This window comes from Chryseobacterium sp. MIQD13, assembly GCF_050496705.1.
Lineage (GTDB): Bacteria > Bacteroidota > Bacteroidia > Flavobacteriales > Weeksellaceae > Chryseobacterium.
This window is the reverse complement of the sequence record NZ_JBNWAF010000001.1, coordinates 1,396,342-1,412,470: the sequence shown is the minus strand read 5'-3', so window position 1 is coordinate 1,412,470 and position 16,129 is coordinate 1,396,342. Positions and strand designations below refer to the sequence as shown.

Below are 16,129 nucleotides of genomic sequence, written 5' to 3'. Positions count from 1 at the left end.
TTTAATTGTAAATAAAGATACACAAAGTGAAAAATAAAAAATAGATAGACTTATCTATTTTTTTTGCATAAATTTGTAAAAATTTTTCAGATGAAAAAAGAAAAAGTAAAGGAAAGGATTATCAGGGTAGCTTCGGATCTTTTTTACAGACAAGGTTTTAATTCAACAGGGATTAATCAGATTATTGCTGAAGCTGATATTGCCATAGGATCTCTGTACAACCATTTTTCATCCAAGAATGATCTTCTTCAGGCGTATCTCTTCAAAGAAGAATCTGAATGGTTCAAAGGTTTTGAAGTATATTCTGCAAAAATTTCAGGCTCCAGGGAAAAGATACTTTCTCTCATAGATTATCGTAAAAGCTTACAGAAGTCATCAAAATTTGCCGGCTGTCACTTCATTAAAATCATTTCGGAAGTAGGAGATAGCAGCCCGGTTGTTTCTGATTTTGTAAAACAGCACAAATTGAAGCAGAAAGAAATGATCAGAAAACTGATCGATGAATATGCTGAAAACAAAAAAAATATTGATGCAGATCTGATGACTGAAAATATTTTCCTTTTGATAGAAGGTGCTGTAGTAAGTTCAACCATTAATAAAAATCCGGATTCCTTTGACCGGATCCGAAAAATGATTGAGGCTCAGTTGTCTTAATTTTTTTACTTATTTAAAAATAGATATATCTATATAAAAATGAAAGATAAATATTTGAAAATGATAGTGATATTGTCCGGAAAGTTGCTTACGATCATGGATATTTTTATAATCAATGTTTCCATTCCATCTATTCAGCGTGACCTTCATGCTTCCAATGGTGAAATACAGCTGATGATTGCGTCTTATCTTATCGGTTTTGCCTCATTCCTGATCACAGGAGGAAGGCTTGGAGACCTGTATGGGAGGAAAAGGATATTTATATTAGGTTTGGTATTCTTTATGCTGAGTTCCATTGCCTGTGGTATATCTTCCGGTGTGGTACTTTTCGTAATTTCCCGTTTTGTTCAGGGAACCAGCGCAGCACTTATGTCTCCACAAGTTCTGTCAATGATTCAGGTTCTGTTTACAGGATACGAAGAAAGAACAAAGGTGATGGGGTGGTACGGAATTACTATTGGAGCAGGAACAGTTTTAGGACAGTTTCTCGGAGGCTGTTTTTCATCAATGACCATAATGGAAGAACCCTGGAGGCTTATTTTCCTGATCAACGTTCCTGTATGTATTTTGGCCATATGGCTCAGTCAAAAAATATTAAGTGAGTCTAAAACTTCATCCGGAAAAAATACTTTTGACTTTTTTGGAGTCATTATACTGGCTGCCGGACTTTTCTGTTTTACTTATGCTCTTACGATGTCTGAAAATGGAGAAATCCTTTTTGAAAGAATGCTTCTGATTATTATCTCACTATGCATTCTGATCTATTTTATCAAAAATCAAAAGGTAAGGCTAAAGAAGAGAAAATCCTATCTTATTGATTTTACTCTCTTCAGCTATAAAAATTTTAATCTGGGTATTCTGGCGGTTTCTTTCTTCTTCATTATGCTGGATTCTTATTTTTATATTGTATCACTTTTTTTTCAGGATGGGCTGAGGATAGGGGCAATGGCAGCCGGGGAAATTATCGTTTTCCAGGGATTTGGTTTTATTCTGACTTCTTTATTTTCTGCAAAGCTTGTTTTAAAGTATGGCAAAACGTTTTTAATTGCAGGATTGGGGCTGATTATAAGTATTCTTTTTCTGCAGATCCTTTTATTTGATATGGAAACTCCTTTTTATATACTTTGCCTAGTTCTGTTTATGCATGGTCTTGGTGTCGGCTCCATTATTCCTTCACTGGCTAACATTGCTTTATCCGGATTACCTCAGACACTTGCCGGAAACGCTTCGGGAGTGTACAATACTTTCCAGCAAGTGGCTGCAATAGCCGGAATTATTGTCGTAGGAAGCATTTTCTATTATTTTCTGGGTGTGCAGCCAGATTCAAAAAATTACCACAAGGCTTTTTCAATCGCTCTGGCCGTTAATATAGCCTGTCTGATTGCCGTTTTATTTTCAATTGTGAAAGTTCCGGGATATATACTTCCCAAAAGCAGATGAGGTAAAAGAATGATTACTTTTTCACAGACTGTAAAGTAACTTTTACAATATTCCTGGTGATTTCTGTTGGCGAATGACAGTCGCAGCTGCTCAGTCCTATAACATAAATATCTTCACCCGGAATATAGACTCCCATACTTTTGAACCCAAAAATACTTCCGCCATGCTCCCGAGCAGGTACACCATCCATATCTTTCAGATGCCATCCGTAACCGTAAGTAAATTCCTTACCGCTATTCAGTTTATATTTTTGAAACGCTTTCTGAGTTTCCGAAGCATTGAGCAGTATATTCTGATTAAGAGCCTGTTGCCATTTCAGCATATCATCTACAGTAGACATCAGAGAACCCGATGAAAAAGGAACACTGAAACTGATCACTGTTTTGTTGACAAATCCGTATTCCTTCTGATGATAGCCATAAGCTCTTCCAGGAATAACCTGGCGGTCGGTAGCATAATACGAATGCTCCATTCCAGCTTTTTCAAAAATATTTTTTTTGATAAAATCTTCATACGTCTGCCCTGAAACCTGCTCAATAATATATCCTAATACCACATATCCCGAATTATTATATTCAAATTTTTCTCCGGGAGCAAAATCTGCCGGCTCATTTTTGAAAAAATCAACCATCATTTCAGGCTTCATTTCTTTTTGTGCAATCGTTGATAATGATTTCATCTTGGTAAAATCTTTGATTCCCGAAGTATGGGTCAGCAGATGATGAATTGTGATTTTATCACCTGAAGGATAGTCTTTGATATATTTTGAAACCGGATCACTGACCTTTAATTTTCCCTGTTGTTCCAGCATCAGAATTGCTATAGCAGTAAATTGTTTGGTCATGGAACCAATCTGGAAAACATTATCGGGAGTCATATCTGTATTCAGTTCCAGATTGGATTTTCCAAAAGCCTTCCGGTATAGAATTTTGCCTTTTTGGGCAATAAGGAACACACCGCCAGGTTCATTTTTGTTACCAAATCCTGTTAATATGATGCTGTCTATTTTTTTCTCATACGATTGAGCCTGGCTGATATTGCAGAAGAATAGCAGCATCAGAAGGGGCGCAAAAAGTTTTCTAGTAATCATAATTATTATTTTGTTATACAAAGATATAATTATTTTATATTACTATGTTATGCTTTATAGCGATTGCTTAAAAAGTAGTAATGTTTTTATCGTTTTCAATTTAAAACTTATCTATTTAGCTGATAACACAGCGCTGGTATTTTTTAAATGTAGTTTCAGATCATTAAAAAATGCTTCAAACTTTGGAAGATCCGTTGGACTGATCTGGGATTTTCTTATTTTCAAAGTTGCAGCAACAGTTTTGAAAGTATAATCATCAGCAAAGTATCCTGCTTCTGTAATTTCATTAATGCTGATCTGTTTCTTAGGCAATGTATTTACCTGGATTTTTTCATCTGTAATAGTAAGATACTGACTGAAATATTCATAAATCACCAGAGAAAAATAAGCAATTCCCAGAACAATTGTGAAGTAAGGACTTAGTTTTCTGTTTTCACCTTCAATAAAATAGCTTATCCCCAATGCAGTCCAGACCAGCCCAAGTATCAGGTTGATCTATAAAAAGAATAATCATGATGAATGCAACCCCAAGAACTAATTTTAAATAATGGAAGAAAGAATTTTTAGCTTTTTTGCTTTTCGTGGCCATAGATTCTTATTTTCAGGAATGAAACTCATCCAATTTATAAATAATTTATGAGGGATTTATTGAGTGATTTTATACAGGTTTCTATTTTATAATCTTCTTCACTTAAAGCAGAAAACAAGTGTGTAAGATCTGAAAAACGCATGATATCAATTACGGTCGATTCCGGATGTTTTATTGCTGTGAAACTACAAAAAGAAAACGGGATTGAAAAGTATTGACACTGAAAAAGAAAGAATTTTCAGTTCAAAGATCTGTCCTGCATCAATATTTATAAAACTCCATTTTTTGTGATTTCTTTCTCAATATTGATCAGCCTTTTTGACCAATTATTTAGCAATGTCTTTCTTTCTTCATCGGTAAGCCGTTCTACGGAATAAATTATTTCAGGCTGTAAAACCGAAAATCCAAGGAATTCAAGAATTCCACGATGTATAGGAAATAGAATTGAGTTTATGTCGCCATATCTGTCATCAACATAATTTTTCTGAGGACCGCCGGTTGTCACAGAAAGCATTGCTTTTTTTCCAACTGAAAATCCGTTGCTGAAAATTTTTCCATTATCATAAAACCTACCCATTGTAAAAACTTTGTCTACCCAGCCTTTCAGAATGGCAGGAACCGAAAACCAGTATAATGGGAACTGCCAGATCATGATATCGCACCATTCAATTTTTTCCTGTTCCAAAACAATATTGGGCATCAGAGTTGAGTGTTGTACAGCAAATAATTCTTCATCCTGCTGTTTGAAATAATCCGTGTTTTTTAATCGTGTGAAATTTTCTTTTCCGCTTACAGGCTGATAATTTTCTTTGTATAAATTGGTAGTTCTAACCTCATGGCCTGCCTCTTCCAGACTTTTGATTGCGGTACTGAACATTGCTGCATTGAAACTTTTTTCTTCAGGATGAGCGAGAATGATAAGTATTTTCATAATTTTGAATTTGTACTATAATTAATTGAGTTACAAAATTATTTTTAGTACATTATATTTGCAATAACTATCTAAACGGATAGGTTAAAATACAATTCAAATGAAAACAGAATGCATTGGCGACCACGTAAAACTGAAAGGGAAAACATACCCCTGTACAGTAAGCCTTACTATGGATCTGGTAGGAGGAAAATGGAAGGCGGTTATACTTTACCATTTGAAAGATGAACCCAAAAGATACAACGAACTGCGGAAAGAACTGGCAACAGTTACTGAAATGACACTGAGTCTGCAACTGAAACAACTGGAAAAAGACGGTTTGGTATTCAGAAAGGTATTCGGTAAAAAACCGCCGATTAAAGTTGTGTACAGCCTGACCGGTCTTGGGAAAACTTTTATTCCTGTTTTAGATGCTATTACAGAATGGGGTAACCAGGTTGTTTTAGATAATGGTGAGTTTATAACTGCAGCAGAAAAGGAAAGTTGATTAAACCTTACTTTCCAATTCCTTATTTTTTCAAATGCTGTTGAAAATATACAAAATGATGCTCAATAGATCTGCTCCAGTATTCCGTATTATGATCGCCGGGCTGGCTGATAAAAGTTGTAGGAATTTTCAGGCTGTCGGTTTGATGTTTAAGACTTTCAGAATTTGAATATAAAATATCTTCCGTTCCACAGTCAAAAATAAAAGCTTTGTTAAAATCCGGATGCTGCTTCAAAAGTGTTGAAATGCTGTACTGATTCCAGTTTATTGTTTCCGGATTACCCAGTTTTTTTGTTAAATCATCCGTCATTCTGCTGCTCTGCCAAAATTGCTGGCTTACCTTCTGAAAATGCGGATAATCTATTTCCAGAGCTCCGCTTGTGGAACCTGCCGTGTTGAAATAGTCAGAATGTGAAATGAAATAGCGCAAAGCTCCATATCCACCCATACTCAAACCGCTGATGAAAATATTTTTGTCATCGATATTAAATGAGTGATGTACTTTCGGAACCAGCTCTTTAAAGAAAAAATCTTCGTACCGCGAACTTTTGCTGACTGGGCTGTTGATGTAATAGGATGTAAAACCGTCCGGCGTGATAATGATAAAGCCATATTGATCAGCCAGTTTCTGTAAATCTGTTGTTTGGGACCATTGTCTGTAATTTTCGCTGTAACCATGTAAAAGATAAACCAAAGGAAATTTTTTCGTTTTGTTATATACTTTGGGCCTAAAAACCAGAACTGTATCGGGTTGTGCTAAGTATTCAGACTTGATCATCCATTTTTCCTGCGCTTTCGATGAAATTGCTGTTAATAATCCAACCATTATCAATATTGCTTTATTCATATTTCGTATTTTTATTACAAAATTCAGCAAGCAATTGATTGTATACAATAACGAACAAAATTGTGAGCCGCTAAAATGATGAGTCATGCGTAAAGAAAATTCTACCAATGCAATAAATGAAAAGTTTTTGTTCCAGGTTTGTGAACTAAATTCAGCAGTAGCGATGATTAGCGGCCGTTGGAAATCACAGATCGTTTATTCTATTTCACAGGGAAATAACCGCTTTCACCTGCTGAAAAAGGAATTGCCCAATATTTCTGAACAGGTTTTAGGACGGCAGCTTAAAGAATTGGAAACCCATGCGGTAATTGTTAAGAAGGAAATTCCCGGAACGGTTCCTGCAGGAGTTAAGTATGTTTTAACCAGTAAAGGTCAGGATCTGATTCCTATTTTGGAAAATCTCTGTGATTGGGGGAAAACTTATGCTGAGGGTAAAGAAATTTCAGTTTGTCCTATGGCATAATTTGTTGTAGTTAAAAATTCAGCAGCAGGCTCAGCTTTTCAATTCTGGGCTTCAAACCCATCTTTTACAGCTGCTTTAAGTATTTCAATATTGATGTCTTTTAAAGCTTTGAATCTGATACAATAACCGGTTACACTTGCTTTACCTATTTCTTTTCCATAGGTTTCTGCTAAATAAGCCTTATCACTGATGCTGAGGATATAAACAGAGATTCCGGTTTTGTTTGCGCTGATACCGATTTGATAAAATTCCCTGGTTTTTCCGTCAGTATAGTGTATCGTATAAAATCCATAACCTATATTGGGATTGGAAACAACTTTACCCTCATCGTTTTTGCCATCCAGAAACCATAACTTACCTTCCGGATTTATTTCCAGGATAATATTATGCAATGTTTGCATGTCACTTTGTTTGGATTCAGGCTGGCTGTTAATATATTCTGTGATTTGTTCTTGTGTGGTCATATAGAATCCTGATTGTTTTTGTAATCTGTTATATTCAGTGTGACAGTTCTTACGATAGTAGAGTTGGTATAAAATCTCTGTTGGTACGAGTTTTTATTCATTCGTCAATTCTAATTCTTCCAAAGTTCCTTTTACACTTTTCAGTTCTGCAATTTTTTCTTTCTTATTTTTAATTTCAGCATCTAATTGGTTAATATCTGCTTTTGGCATTTCTATTTTTTTTCCATTAAGAACTAATTCTAAAACACTAGCTTTTAATTCTAAATCAAATTCGGCAAGATCCGGGTTTTCAATGGGATACTTTTGAGCATTCCAAAGTTTAGGGTTTGTTTCTTTTGTTTGGCTTAAGATGAGACTGCTGGTTATTGTTTCTCCACTTTCCAGAACGCTTTCATTGTCACCATTAAAAATGGTTTCTGATTTAATAATTTCACCGTTAGATTTTTTTACGAGTACAAATTCTATGGTTTTAGGCCCGATAAGTTTATTTTTTCCTGTGTACTGATAATCTATCTCTAATTTCGGAACCAATTCATCGAAAAAATCTTCTTTACTTATTTTTATTGAACTGACTTTGAATAGATTTAATGATTTTTGTGCACTTGAAAATTCATTTTTCTGAAGATTTAAACTGTCAATTTCACCAGTTAACTGCTCTATTTCTTTTTTATTTCTATTTTTCAGAATATCTTCTGCCAAATCAATTACGGAAGAATAGGATAAACCATCTATCATTTCCAAAGAAATTTTATTGAATGATTTGTTTTTGTATTTTTCAGGTTCTTCCCATTTTAATGTCATTGCTTCCATTGCAATAACACGCATGGCTTTTTCCAGCTTTGTTTTTTCGTTGGGGTCAAGTTTTTTTTCAATTTTTTCTCTTGAAGTTTTAAAGCTCTGCTCATCTTTTCCGCTAAACTTGTCTTGGCAGGAAGTCATAAGCATGAAGATTATAGAAAGTAATAAAAGTCTTTTCATTTGTTTTATTTTTTACAATGGTAACCTGATGCAAAACTCTTAATAATTATTGTTTTAACCATTAATATATTTTACTTTTTTGCAGGATAAACAAAACCTGTTTCAGTTTCCTTTGTCTTTATGGGTCTTACCTCAATTGTTGCAGAAGGAACATAGGCAAATTCAGGATTATCCTTGGCTGTTTTGATGGCTTCGTCAATGTCATTGGCTAAAATATGATAGTATCCGACCTGTGTTTCACGATCACCTGCAATATCTTTTTCTGTCCAGCCGCTATCAGTCTTTTTAAGAATTACACCTTCACGAACGATTGGCTGGGCAGCAATCAGTCTGTTTTCACTTTTAAGTTGATCAATATAAACTTCACATTGTTTAATAAAAGCCAGGTGTTGCTCTTCTGTTAAAGATTTTTTAGCATCTTTTTCATTCCGGATATAGAGCATAAATTCTTTCATTGTGTGTTTTTGTTTATTATTTAAACTTGTTTAGATTCCGGTTAGTAGGCAGGGACTACCGCTTTCATCGGAAAATATTCGTATGTATTTATTTTTCCTGCCGGATCGTTGGCGATGAAATCTTTTAATTCCTGTTCATTTTCTACCGCTACAACTCCAAGTCCATAAATTTCTTTTGGGTCCATTACCGGCCCGAAAGCATATACTTTCCCTTGCTTCATTTTTTCTGTCCAGTAAGCTACATGCTCCATCATAATTGCTCTTTCGATGTCCGTCATGGTCATGGCAAAGTCAGGTCTTGAAGGGTTCAAATAAACGGCATAAAATTGTTTTTCCATATTGTTGTTTTTAAATGTTTTGCTTGTTAATTACAGTATTTCAGTTGGTTTCTTTTTTGAACAGGATTTTATTTTTCAAATACCAGCATTCTCCGTTATTAGTTCCAAAAATTAAATCCCGATGTAGGTTTTTCAAGCTATCAGAGTTTTCAAGCTCAGAGAGGACCTGCTTGTCAAGCCAATCAAATTTAAAAGCCTTTTTTTGATAGTTTGGAGCTGGAGCCTCTGCATTTTGACTCATTTCCTGTATTTTTTCCATTGTTTTGTCGTCAAAATATAAAATGGCCTCCAGAAAAGAATCGGAAGGGCCGGGAACTCTTCCATTCGAATTATCGATGAAGGTATATTTGAATTTTACCTTTTTAGGTCTGAATTTTGATAAGTCGATCAACTTTTGAAGCTGACCAATATCCGTTGAAATTTCAGTTGTTATATTATTTTTTTTTTCAGTTTTTGGTTCACTTTCAATTTTAGCAGGACTTTTACTGTTTTCTTTGCATGAAAAGAAAATGAAAGTTATCAACAGAAAAAATAAATTTCGGTTCATTGATGCAGTTTTTAGTTAAACTTATTACTATCTAGCAGATGTTTTCATTTAAGTACAGTGTATTTATAATCTTTTAATAAATATCTATTACCTGCTTTTTCAAGGTCGGTTCCTTCCGGTTGAGGTATTCCCTGTTGAATTGTTGAGTCATTTGCAATGAAAACAGGTAAATCACTTTTTTCGGTTAAAGTTCCTGTTACCTTCACGGTTTTAGTTTCAGATTCACTTACATAATATCCATCCGGCCAGCTGTCCATTCCTTCCATCCAGATGCTTTCCCCGTTTTCTGTAATCAGTAATGCGCCAAGCTTCATGTTTATTGTTTGGCCGGTAACGGTTATACTTTTACCGATCGATTCTTTTAAATCCTGGCTTTGTAGTTTTTGTTTTGGAAAAATATTTTCTTTTCCGGCTGGCTTTGTTTTTGAACAGGCACACATCCAAAATATACTGAGGATTAAAAATCCTTTTATTGCTAATATTCTTTTCATAGGTGGTTTTGTGTTTAATATGTAGAAAGGCTAATTTATATATTTTCATGGAGATATAAATTAAAATTCACACGACTCTCCCTGTATTTTACAATATATTTTAAACTGAAACAAAAAAGAACAGCCACAGACTGTTCTTTATAAATTATTTGTTCCAATAATTAATTGTGTTTTATCCAAACGCTCTCTTCAGCAAGCTTTCCACTTTTGGCTCGCTTCCTCTGAAATTTTTATACAGCTCCATCGGATCTTTTGTTCCGCCTGAAGAAAGAAGGACTTTATATTTTGCAGCAGTTTCCGGGTTGAAGATTCCGGTTTCTTTAAAATACTGAAAAGCATCTGCATCCAGAACTTCCGCCCACTTATAAGAATAGTAGCCGGCAGAATATCCGCCCTGGAAAATATGAGAGAAACTAGGGCTCATTGCTGTTTCAGGATTAACAGGATAAAGTGTTGTTGCCTTTGTATATTTATCCTCAAATGCTTTCACGCTTTCATTTCCCAATTCTCCCACTTTCGTGTGGTAATTCATATCCAGAATTCCAAAGCCAAGCTGTCTCATGGTCTGGTAGCCTTCCATGAAGTTTTTAGACTGTTCAATCTTTTCGATCTTTTCATCCGGAAGAACCTCCCCGGTTTTATAATGTTTGGCAAAAGTCTTTAAGAACTCAGGCTCGTAACAGAAATTCTCCAGAAACTGTGACGGAAGTTCCACAAAGTCCCATTTCACAGAAGTTCCGGAAAGGCTCGGGTATTGGGTGTCCGCCATCATTCCGTGAAGCGCGTGTCCGAATTCATGGAATAAAGTAGTTACTTCCTGAAACGTCAGTAAGCTCGGCGTATCTTTAGTCGGTTTACTGAAATTGCAGACGATGGAAATATGCGGGCGGGAATTTTCACCGTCTTTTTTATACTGGTTTTTATAGCTGGTCATCCAGGCTCCGGCTCTTTTCCCTTTTCTCGGGAAATAATCAGCATACAGAAGCGCTTTGAACTTTTCTTCTGAATTTCCGTTTCCTGATTCGGAAACTTCATACACTTTTACATCTTCATGATATTTTGGAATATCATTTCTTTCTTCAAAGCTAAGCCCGAAAAGTTTTCCTGCAAGTCCGAAAACAGCATTTTGTACCTGATCCAGAGGGAAATAAGGCTTCAGTTCTTCGTCATTAAAATCATATTTCTGCTTGCGGAGCTTTTCAGCATAGAAAGCATGATCGTATCCTTGTAATTCCTCTATTCCGTCGGCTTTGGCCAAAGATCTCAGTTCATCAATCTCTTTATCTGCATAAGGTTTTGCTTTCGTTAAAAGTTCATTTAAAAAATCAAAAACTTTCACCGGAGACTTAGCCATTCTTTCTTCCAGTACATAATCTGCGTAATTCTGATAGCCTAATAATTCAGCTTTCTGCTGTTTTAGCTGCAAAAGTTCCTTAATGAGGTTTTGGTTATCAAATTCACCGTTATCAAAAGACTTTTTACCATTTGCCAGAGCAATTTCTTTTCTCAGTTCACGGTTTTCAGCATAGGTCATGAACGGAATATAGCTTGGGTATTGTAAAGTAACAACCCAGCCTTCCAGCTCTCTTTCCTTGGCTTCTTCTGCATACTGCTCAAGGATAGCCTCCGGAATTCCGGCAAGGTCTTCTTTATTCGTAATATGTTTGAAATAAGAATTGGTGGACGCCAAAACATTCTGTCCGAACTGAAGGGACTTCAGGGACAAATCCATGTTGATTTTCTGAAGTTTTTCTTTGTCCGCTTCATTAAGGAGGGCACCGCTTCTTACAAATCCTTTATAAGTTTCATTCAGAAGCATTTCCTGTTCCTCGTTCAGGTTATATTTTTCTTTCTCATCGTATACTTTTTTGATCTTGCTGAAAAGCGCTTCGTTTTGAGAGATTTTTGAAGAATATTCGGTTAAAAGTGGTGAAACCTCCTGAGCGATCTTCTGAATTTCATCACTTGTTTCTGCAGAGTTCAAATTGAAAAAAATATTCGAAACCACATCCAGCTGGTCTCCCGAATAAGCTAGTGCTTCAATAACGTTCCCAAAAGTCGGGGATTCAGGATTGTTGACAATACTATTGATTTCATCTTCAGATTTTGTAATCAGTTCTTTAAATGCAGGAAGAAAATCTTCGTTTTTGATGTCATTAAAAGGTGCTGAGTGATATGGCGTATTGAATTTCTCTGTTAAAATATTCATTTTTCGATTTTTTATGTAACGTAAATTTAATGATTCATCGGGAATCACAGCTGAAATACACAAAAATAATGCCCGGATATCAGGATGTGACAAAAATACTTTATCTTTAATATCTTGTCATATGAAAAGAGAAGGCGAGGGTGGAATGACTAATTTTGAAAACAATAAGCCACAATGCATTAACTTAGGGAATCTGTAATTTTCCATTTTAAATTGGTTTTGTGGTAAAGAAATTTGAACAAATAACTTTAAATATCAAAACTATGAAAACACTCTTAAAAATTCTTGGCATAATCATCCTTTTGGCGGTTGTATATGCAGTTATTGCAATGCTGGCTTTCAGCAAAAATTATCACTTTGAAAAATCAGTAGTCATCAATGCACCGAAAGAAAAAGTCTGGCAGCATGTAGGTTCACTGAAAGAGTACAATGTTTGGGATCCTTTTTCCAAAGCTGATAAAGATATTGTGATTACTTATTCCGGAGATGGTGACAAAGTAGGAGATTCTTACCACTGGAAAGGAAATGATAAAGTAGGTGAGGGCGAACAATCGGTTACCGAAATTGTACCTAACGAAAAAATGCTTACCAAGCTTCATTTTATTAAACCTTTTGAAGGTGATGCTAAAGCAACTTTTGTTTTAACTCCTGAAGGAAATGGAACCAAAGTAACCTGGTCATTAGATAACGAGCTGAATACCATGATGAAGATTATGAAACCTATGATGGATATGAATATGAATAAAATGTTTGATCAGGGACTCGGAGACCTTAAAAAAGTTGCAGAAAAATAAAAAAAGCCTTGTAGAAATACAAGGCTTTTTTTATTTTAAAAAATATTTTTTATTCCGTTTTGGCAATACGGTTCGTAAGGTTTTCATTACCGTCTTTTTTAATCAGGATATTGTCTTCTATACGAACGCCGCCGATATTGTGCCACTTTTTAAGTTCATCCCAGTTGATATCATCATAAAATTCCTTCTGCTGGTGAGCACTTTCAAGAATAGCAGGCATGAAGTAGCAGCCGGGCTCTACTGTAATCAGATGATTTTCTTCCAGTTCAAGATCTACCCTTAACCGCGCTCCGAAATAGGTCTTCGGGTTGAGGTTTTCTTCCTGTCCCGTGTCGCGCACTCTCAGGCCAACAAGATGTCCTACTCCGTGCGGATAAAAAAGTGAAACAATCTCTTTCTCAATAAGATCACTAAGGTTTCCTTTTAAAATGCCTAACTGTAGAAGCCCTTCTGTAATAACTTTGGCGGAATGAATGTGAACATCTCTCCAGAAAACTCCGGCTTTTGACATAGCTACACATTCATGATAAGCTTTCAGTACAATTGAATAAAGGTCTTTGTGCTGGGAAGACATTTCTCCCGAAGAATAAAATGTTCTCGTAATATCTACACAGTAATCAAAAATATCTGCACCGGCATCCACTAAGACAAATTCATTTTCTTTAATAATTTTTTGAGAAGGTAAGGCGTGCAGAAGAGCCGAATTACTTCCGCTTCCTACAATGGTTTCATAAGGAACCGTATCTGCACCTTTCCTGAAAATTTCTGATTCATAAGCAATCTGAACCTCTCTTTCCGTAATTCCCGGTTTCAGAACAGAAGCGATTTTCTGATATCCGTAATTGGCAACTTCTGCAATATGCCTGATAAAGCTGACTTCTAAAGCATCTTTTTTTCTTCTTGTTTTATCTAATAAAGTTCTCAGTTCAAAAGCCTCAGGTGAAGCATCTTTTGCCTGCCCTAAATAGAAGATCCTTGAAAAATGCTGACTTTCCAGAAAATTTTTCAGGCTGTTAATGTTTTTCCCCGGTGATGAAACCAAAATATCATTCTTTTCTCCTTCCCAGAAAATATCCTCATTGGAAATCTCTTTATGAAACTCTATCCATCCCAGATCCCTGCTGTATAATAGCACCTCCGTTTCCCGTCTTCTTAAAGTGAGCCAGAAATAGGAAGGGTGAGGCAGAAAAGGGTAGGTAGAATCAAGCCCTCCCGGCTTCTGTATAGGTTCTCCTGAGTGGATCAGTATGGCATCATTTGATTTCAATACCGTATTCCATAACGAGCTTATCTGCTCTCTGCGTGTCTTGATCTGTTCTTCTGAAAAGTACATATTGTGAATCATTGGCTTGTTTTTATGAAGAACGAAAATATCAATTATTATTTTAAAAAATTATTATCTTTATGTAAAGATTAGATTCATGGAGAAGATTGTATTTGAGAAAAGTGATATAAGAGATTATGTGAAAGCAGTAATTTCTGAAAAAATAGAAAAGCTTAAAAATTTTATCGAATTTACCCTGGAAGCAAGCCGTGATATTAAAAAGACTCCAAAATATGACAGTATGAGGGAGGAGATGCAGGAAGAGATTTATCAGATGCAGCGCCAGCTTGGTGCTTTGAATGATCTGAAAAGAAATATGTCGAAAGTTCTGAATACCTCCACCGAAAGAGTACAGCTGGGTTCACTGGTGATTACGAATAAGGCCCGTTTCTATATTTCGGTTTCTTTGGGAGAATTCTTTTATGAAGGTGATCGGTTTTATGCCATTTCCCCGGAAAGCCCCATGGCTAAAAAAATGATGGGAATGAAAGCCGGCAATGCCTTTACATTAAATAACATCCATCAGCAGATTGTTGAGGTAATTTGATTTAAAGCCCGGATGACGGATTCCAGATGTTGAATCTTCTCCAGATATTTTATAAACTCACATACTTTTAAATCTTCAATTCTCAATCCTATCATCCAGAAACTTATCAGCTATGACATTTCAAAAACTCCGGACAAACAGATGGAATCATTGGATCATCATTCACTTAAGGTATTTGGTGGCATTTGCATTTTTTCCTTCTGGCCTTACCAAGCTAATGGGAAACAGATTTACCGTGCTTTCAACGGATACTCCTATCGGATATTTTTTTGAAGCCATGTACCGTACCGGATTTTACTGGAATTTTTTAGGATTTTGCCAGATTGCAGCTGGGATTTTACTGATGACTCAACGTTATGCGTTGTTAGGTGCCCTTATGTTCCTTGCTATATTAAGCAATATCTGGGTCATTACCATAAGCCTTTCCTTTACCGGGACATGGGTAATAACTTCCCTGATGATGGTGGCAATTATTATATTACTGATCTGGGATCACCATAAGCTGATGCCTATTCTTAGCTATAACCGTTCAGTGACCGTAAAACCTTATCCCGATGCAGGCCGCGTATGGATTAATGCAGGAATCATTTATGCAATTTGTCTTTTTGTTTTATCGTTGCCGGGTCCTGTAGATCAAGAATTGGAACGATGGCTTTCTTTAGGGCTGATTTTGGTGATCATAATCACATTTCTGATAACTAATTATAAAGCCTATAGAAACCGCAGCTTATTGTTGAAAAATCAGTTATAAATGAATATAATGCATTCGATTACATGTTGTAAATTTGCAGTATGAATAATGCAGAAATTTTAAAACAAATCATAGAACAGAGAAGAAGCATCTTTCCAAAAGATTATTCTGAAACCGAAATATCTCAGGAAATTATAGATGAAATTCTACACTCGGCAACACTGGCTCCAAATCATAAACGTACGAAACCATGGCGATTTAAGCTTTTCAAAGGAGATGAAAAAGCAAAATTAGCTTCCGAAATGCAGGCTATTTACAAAGCTACCCAACCCGAACAGACTTTTTTGGAGAAGAAATATCAGGATATCGGTTTTAAAATCAATAAAGCGGATGTTGTAGTTTCCATTGTGGTTAATTTCAGTGGTATGGTTCCTGAATGGGAAGAGATTGCGGCTGTTTCTATGGCAGTACAAAATATGTATCTTACCTGCACAGCAAATAATGTAGGATGTTACTGGAGCTCTCCCTCGATTGTAAACCATCTTAGGGAATCTCTGACCATTGAAGAAAACCAGAAATGTCTGGGACTTTTCTATATGGGAAAAGTAGATTAAATACAGCAATGCAAATTTAACTAATGACCAATAAATTCTTATTTAAGGAGTATCAAAAGCATTGTTATATTGTTAGACCGATAAATTGTTACATTTTATAATTGTTGGATAAGAATTTTTGTCTATCTTTGCACTCTTAAATATTTAACTGGGACGAGTTCCCATAAAATTCACAA

The 16,129-nt window shown here is 35.6% G+C and carries 20 protein-coding genes; 8 read left to right on the top strand and 12 right to left on the bottom strand.

Translation table 11 applies throughout. The features are described 5' to 3' along the window. Window positions 1–90 precede the first annotated feature (90 nt). Together ACQWU4_RS06730 and ACQWU4_RS06725 are read left to right on the top strand one after the other, a co-directional pair. Window positions 91–654: a TetR/AcrR family transcriptional regulator gene (locus tag ACQWU4_RS06730; protein ID WP_429935003.1), complete on the top strand. Its 564-nt coding sequence runs from the start codon at window positions 91–93 to the stop codon at window positions 652–654. A gap of 60 nt (window positions 655–714) precedes the next feature. After that, window positions 715–2,094, top strand: coding sequence for an MFS transporter (locus ACQWU4_RS06725; protein WP_429935002.1), 1,380 nt, complete (start codon window positions 715–717; stop codon window positions 2,092–2,094). Between the two features lie 13 nt (window positions 2,095–2,107). On the opposite strand, the gene ACQWU4_RS06720 is transcribed toward ACQWU4_RS06725, so the two are convergent. The 3 genes from ACQWU4_RS06720 to ACQWU4_RS06710 all read right to left on the bottom strand — a co-directional run bounded on the left by ACQWU4_RS06720 (window position 2,108) and on the right by ACQWU4_RS06710 (window position 4,704). Continuing rightward, window positions 2,108–3,184 (bottom strand): serine hydrolase domain-containing protein, encoded by a 1,077-nt coding sequence (locus ACQWU4_RS06720; RefSeq protein ID WP_429935001.1) that lies wholly within the window; start codon window positions 3,182–3,184, stop codon window positions 2,108–2,110. Window positions 3,185–3,295: 111 nt separating this feature from the next. Further along, window positions 3,296–3,646, bottom strand: coding sequence for a hypothetical protein (locus ACQWU4_RS06715; RefSeq protein WP_429935000.1), 351 nt, complete (start codon window positions 3,644–3,646; stop codon window positions 3,296–3,298). Between the two features lie 395 nt (window positions 3,647–4,041). Beyond that, entirely contained in the window at window positions 4,042–4,704 is a 663-nt protein-coding gene (locus tag ACQWU4_RS06710) for an NAD(P)H-dependent oxidoreductase (protein ID WP_429934999.1), read from the bottom strand. 100 nt (window positions 4,705–4,804) lie between these two features. Here ACQWU4_RS06710 and ACQWU4_RS06705 point away from each other — a divergent pair, with 100 nt between their 5' ends. Beyond that, the gene (locus ACQWU4_RS06705) at window positions 4,805–5,191 is read left to right on the top strand and encodes a winged helix-turn-helix transcriptional regulator (RefSeq protein ID WP_429934998.1); all 387 of its coding nucleotides are present in this window, start codon (window positions 4,805–4,807) and stop codon (window positions 5,189–5,191) included. A 22-nt stretch (window positions 5,192–5,213) separates the two neighbouring features. Here the strand turns inward: ACQWU4_RS06705 and ACQWU4_RS06700 are convergent, their stop codons facing one another. Then, entirely contained in the window at window positions 5,214–6,038 is an 825-nt protein-coding gene (locus ACQWU4_RS06700) for an alpha/beta hydrolase (RefSeq protein WP_429934997.1), read from the bottom strand. An 85-nt stretch (window positions 6,039–6,123) separates the two neighbouring features. Between ACQWU4_RS06700 and ACQWU4_RS06695 the strand changes: the two genes are divergently transcribed. After that, window positions 6,124–6,501 (top strand): winged helix-turn-helix transcriptional regulator, encoded by a 378-nt coding sequence (locus tag ACQWU4_RS06695; RefSeq protein WP_429934996.1) that lies wholly within the window; start codon window positions 6,124–6,126, stop codon window positions 6,499–6,501. Between the two features lie 38 nt (window positions 6,502–6,539). Here the strand turns inward: ACQWU4_RS06695 and ACQWU4_RS06690 are convergent, their stop codons facing one another. From ACQWU4_RS06690 to ACQWU4_RS06660, 7 genes are all read right to left on the bottom strand, one after another. Further along, window positions 6,540–6,965 (bottom strand): DUF1801 domain-containing protein, encoded by a 426-nt coding sequence (locus tag ACQWU4_RS06690; RefSeq protein ID WP_429934995.1) that lies wholly within the window; start codon window positions 6,963–6,965, stop codon window positions 6,540–6,542. A 93-nt stretch (window positions 6,966–7,058) separates the two neighbouring features. Further along, window positions 7,059–7,943, bottom strand: a complete 885-nt coding sequence (locus tag ACQWU4_RS06685) for a hypothetical protein (RefSeq protein WP_429934994.1) — start codon at window positions 7,941–7,943, stop codon at window positions 7,059–7,061. Between the two features lie 71 nt (window positions 7,944–8,014). After that, entirely contained in the window at window positions 8,015–8,398 is a 384-nt protein-coding gene (locus tag ACQWU4_RS06680) for a YciI family protein (protein ID WP_429934993.1), read from the bottom strand. 41 nt (window positions 8,399–8,439) lie between these two features. After that, the gene (locus ACQWU4_RS06675) at window positions 8,440–8,736 is read right to left on the bottom strand and encodes a YciI family protein (protein ID WP_429934992.1); all 297 of its coding nucleotides are present in this window, start codon (window positions 8,734–8,736) and stop codon (window positions 8,440–8,442) included. Window positions 8,737–8,776: 40 nt separating this feature from the next. After that, window positions 8,777–9,283: a hypothetical protein gene (locus ACQWU4_RS06670; protein ID WP_429934991.1), complete on the bottom strand. Its 507-nt coding sequence runs from the start codon at window positions 9,281–9,283 to the stop codon at window positions 8,777–8,779. A gap of 44 nt (window positions 9,284–9,327) precedes the next feature. Beyond that, a complete protein-coding gene (locus tag ACQWU4_RS06665) occupies window positions 9,328–9,774 on the bottom strand; it encodes a hypothetical protein (protein WP_429934990.1) in 447 nt (148 codons plus the stop codon). A 172-nt stretch (window positions 9,775–9,946) separates the two neighbouring features. Then, complete coding sequence (locus ACQWU4_RS06660; RefSeq protein WP_429934989.1) at window positions 9,947–11,983, bottom strand: M3 family metallopeptidase; 2,037 nt, start codon at window positions 11,981–11,983, stop codon at window positions 9,947–9,949. Window positions 11,984–12,246: 263 nt separating this feature from the next. Here ACQWU4_RS06660 and ACQWU4_RS06655 point away from each other — a divergent pair, with 263 nt between their 5' ends. Next, entirely contained in the window at window positions 12,247–12,777 is a 531-nt protein-coding gene (locus tag ACQWU4_RS06655; RefSeq protein ID WP_429934988.1) for an SRPBCC family protein, read from the top strand. Window positions 12,778–12,826: 49 nt separating this feature from the next. Here the strand turns inward: ACQWU4_RS06655 and ACQWU4_RS06650 are convergent, their stop codons facing one another. Further along, window positions 12,827–14,122, bottom strand: coding sequence for a M24 family metallopeptidase (locus ACQWU4_RS06650; protein ID WP_429934987.1), 1,296 nt, complete (start codon window positions 14,120–14,122; stop codon window positions 12,827–12,829). A 76-nt stretch (window positions 14,123–14,198) separates the two neighbouring features. On the opposite strand from ACQWU4_RS06650, the gene ACQWU4_RS06645 reads away from it, so the two are divergent. From ACQWU4_RS06645 to ACQWU4_RS06635, 3 genes are all read left to right on the top strand, one after another. Further along, complete coding sequence (locus ACQWU4_RS06645) at window positions 14,199–14,648, top strand: hypothetical protein (protein ID WP_429934986.1); 450 nt, start codon at window positions 14,199–14,201, stop codon at window positions 14,646–14,648. 112 nt (window positions 14,649–14,760) lie between these two features. Further along, a complete protein-coding gene (locus ACQWU4_RS06640) occupies window positions 14,761–15,399 on the top strand; it encodes a DoxX family protein (RefSeq protein WP_429934985.1) in 639 nt (212 codons plus the stop codon). Between the two features lie 41 nt (window positions 15,400–15,440). Beyond that, window positions 15,441–15,953 (top strand): nitroreductase family protein, encoded by a 513-nt coding sequence (locus ACQWU4_RS06635; protein ID WP_429934984.1) that lies wholly within the window; start codon window positions 15,441–15,443, stop codon window positions 15,951–15,953. Window positions 15,954–16,129 lie beyond the last annotated feature (176 nt).

Bases quoted from the DNA above. Each gene is read 5' to 3' on its own strand.
- ACQWU4_RS06730 (WP_429935003.1), top strand. From the start codon at position 91: ATGAAAAAAGAAAAAGTAAAGGAAAGGATTATCAGGGTAGCTTCGGAT.
- ACQWU4_RS06725 (WP_429935002.1), top strand. From the start codon at position 715: ATGATAGTGATATTGTCCGGAAAGTTGCTTACGATCATGGATATTTTT.
- ACQWU4_RS06720 (WP_429935001.1), bottom strand. From the start codon at position 3,184: ATGATTACTAGAAAACTTTTTGCGCCCCTTCTGATGCTGCTATTCTTC.
- ACQWU4_RS06710 (WP_429934999.1), bottom strand. From the start codon at position 4,704: ATGAAAATACTTATCATTCTCGCTCATCCTGAAGAAAAAAGTTTCAAT.
- ACQWU4_RS06705 (WP_429934998.1), top strand. From the start codon at position 4,805: ATGAAAACAGAATGCATTGGCGACCACGTAAAACTGAAAGGGAAAACA.
- ACQWU4_RS06700 (WP_429934997.1), bottom strand. From the start codon at position 6,038: ATGAATAAAGCAATATTGATAATGGTTGGATTATTAACAGCAATTTCA.
- ACQWU4_RS06695 (WP_429934996.1), top strand. From the start codon at position 6,124: ATGCGTAAAGAAAATTCTACCAATGCAATAAATGAAAAGTTTTTGTTC.
- ACQWU4_RS06690 (WP_429934995.1), bottom strand. From the start codon at position 6,965: ATGACCACACAAGAACAAATCACAGAATATATTAACAGCCAGCCTGAA.
- ACQWU4_RS06685 (WP_429934994.1), bottom strand. From the start codon at position 7,943: ATGAAAAGACTTTTATTACTTTCTATAATCTTCATGCTTATGACTTCC.
- ACQWU4_RS06680 (WP_429934993.1), bottom strand. From the start codon at position 8,398: ATGAAAGAATTTATGCTCTATATCCGGAATGAAAAAGATGCTAAAAAA.
- ACQWU4_RS06675 (WP_429934992.1), bottom strand. From the start codon at position 8,736: ATGGAAAAACAATTTTATGCCGTTTATTTGAACCCTTCAAGACCTGAC.
- ACQWU4_RS06670 (WP_429934991.1), bottom strand. From the start codon at position 9,283: ATGAACCGAAATTTATTTTTTCTGTTGATAACTTTCATTTTCTTTTCA.
- ACQWU4_RS06665 (WP_429934990.1), bottom strand. From the start codon at position 9,774: ATGAAAAGAATATTAGCAATAAAAGGATTTTTAATCCTCAGTATATTT.
- ACQWU4_RS06660 (WP_429934989.1), bottom strand. From the start codon at position 11,983: ATGAATATTTTAACAGAGAAATTCAATACGCCATATCACTCAGCACCT.
- ACQWU4_RS06655 (WP_429934988.1), top strand. From the start codon at position 12,247: ATGAAAACACTCTTAAAAATTCTTGGCATAATCATCCTTTTGGCGGTT.
- ACQWU4_RS06650 (WP_429934987.1), bottom strand. From the start codon at position 14,122: ATGATTCACAATATGTACTTTTCAGAAGAACAGATCAAGACACGCAGA.
- ACQWU4_RS06645 (WP_429934986.1), top strand. From the start codon at position 14,199: ATGGAGAAGATTGTATTTGAGAAAAGTGATATAAGAGATTATGTGAAA.
- ACQWU4_RS06640 (WP_429934985.1), top strand. From the start codon at position 14,761: ATGACATTTCAAAAACTCCGGACAAACAGATGGAATCATTGGATCATC.
- ACQWU4_RS06635 (WP_429934984.1), top strand. From the start codon at position 15,441: ATGAATAATGCAGAAATTTTAAAACAAATCATAGAACAGAGAAGAAGC.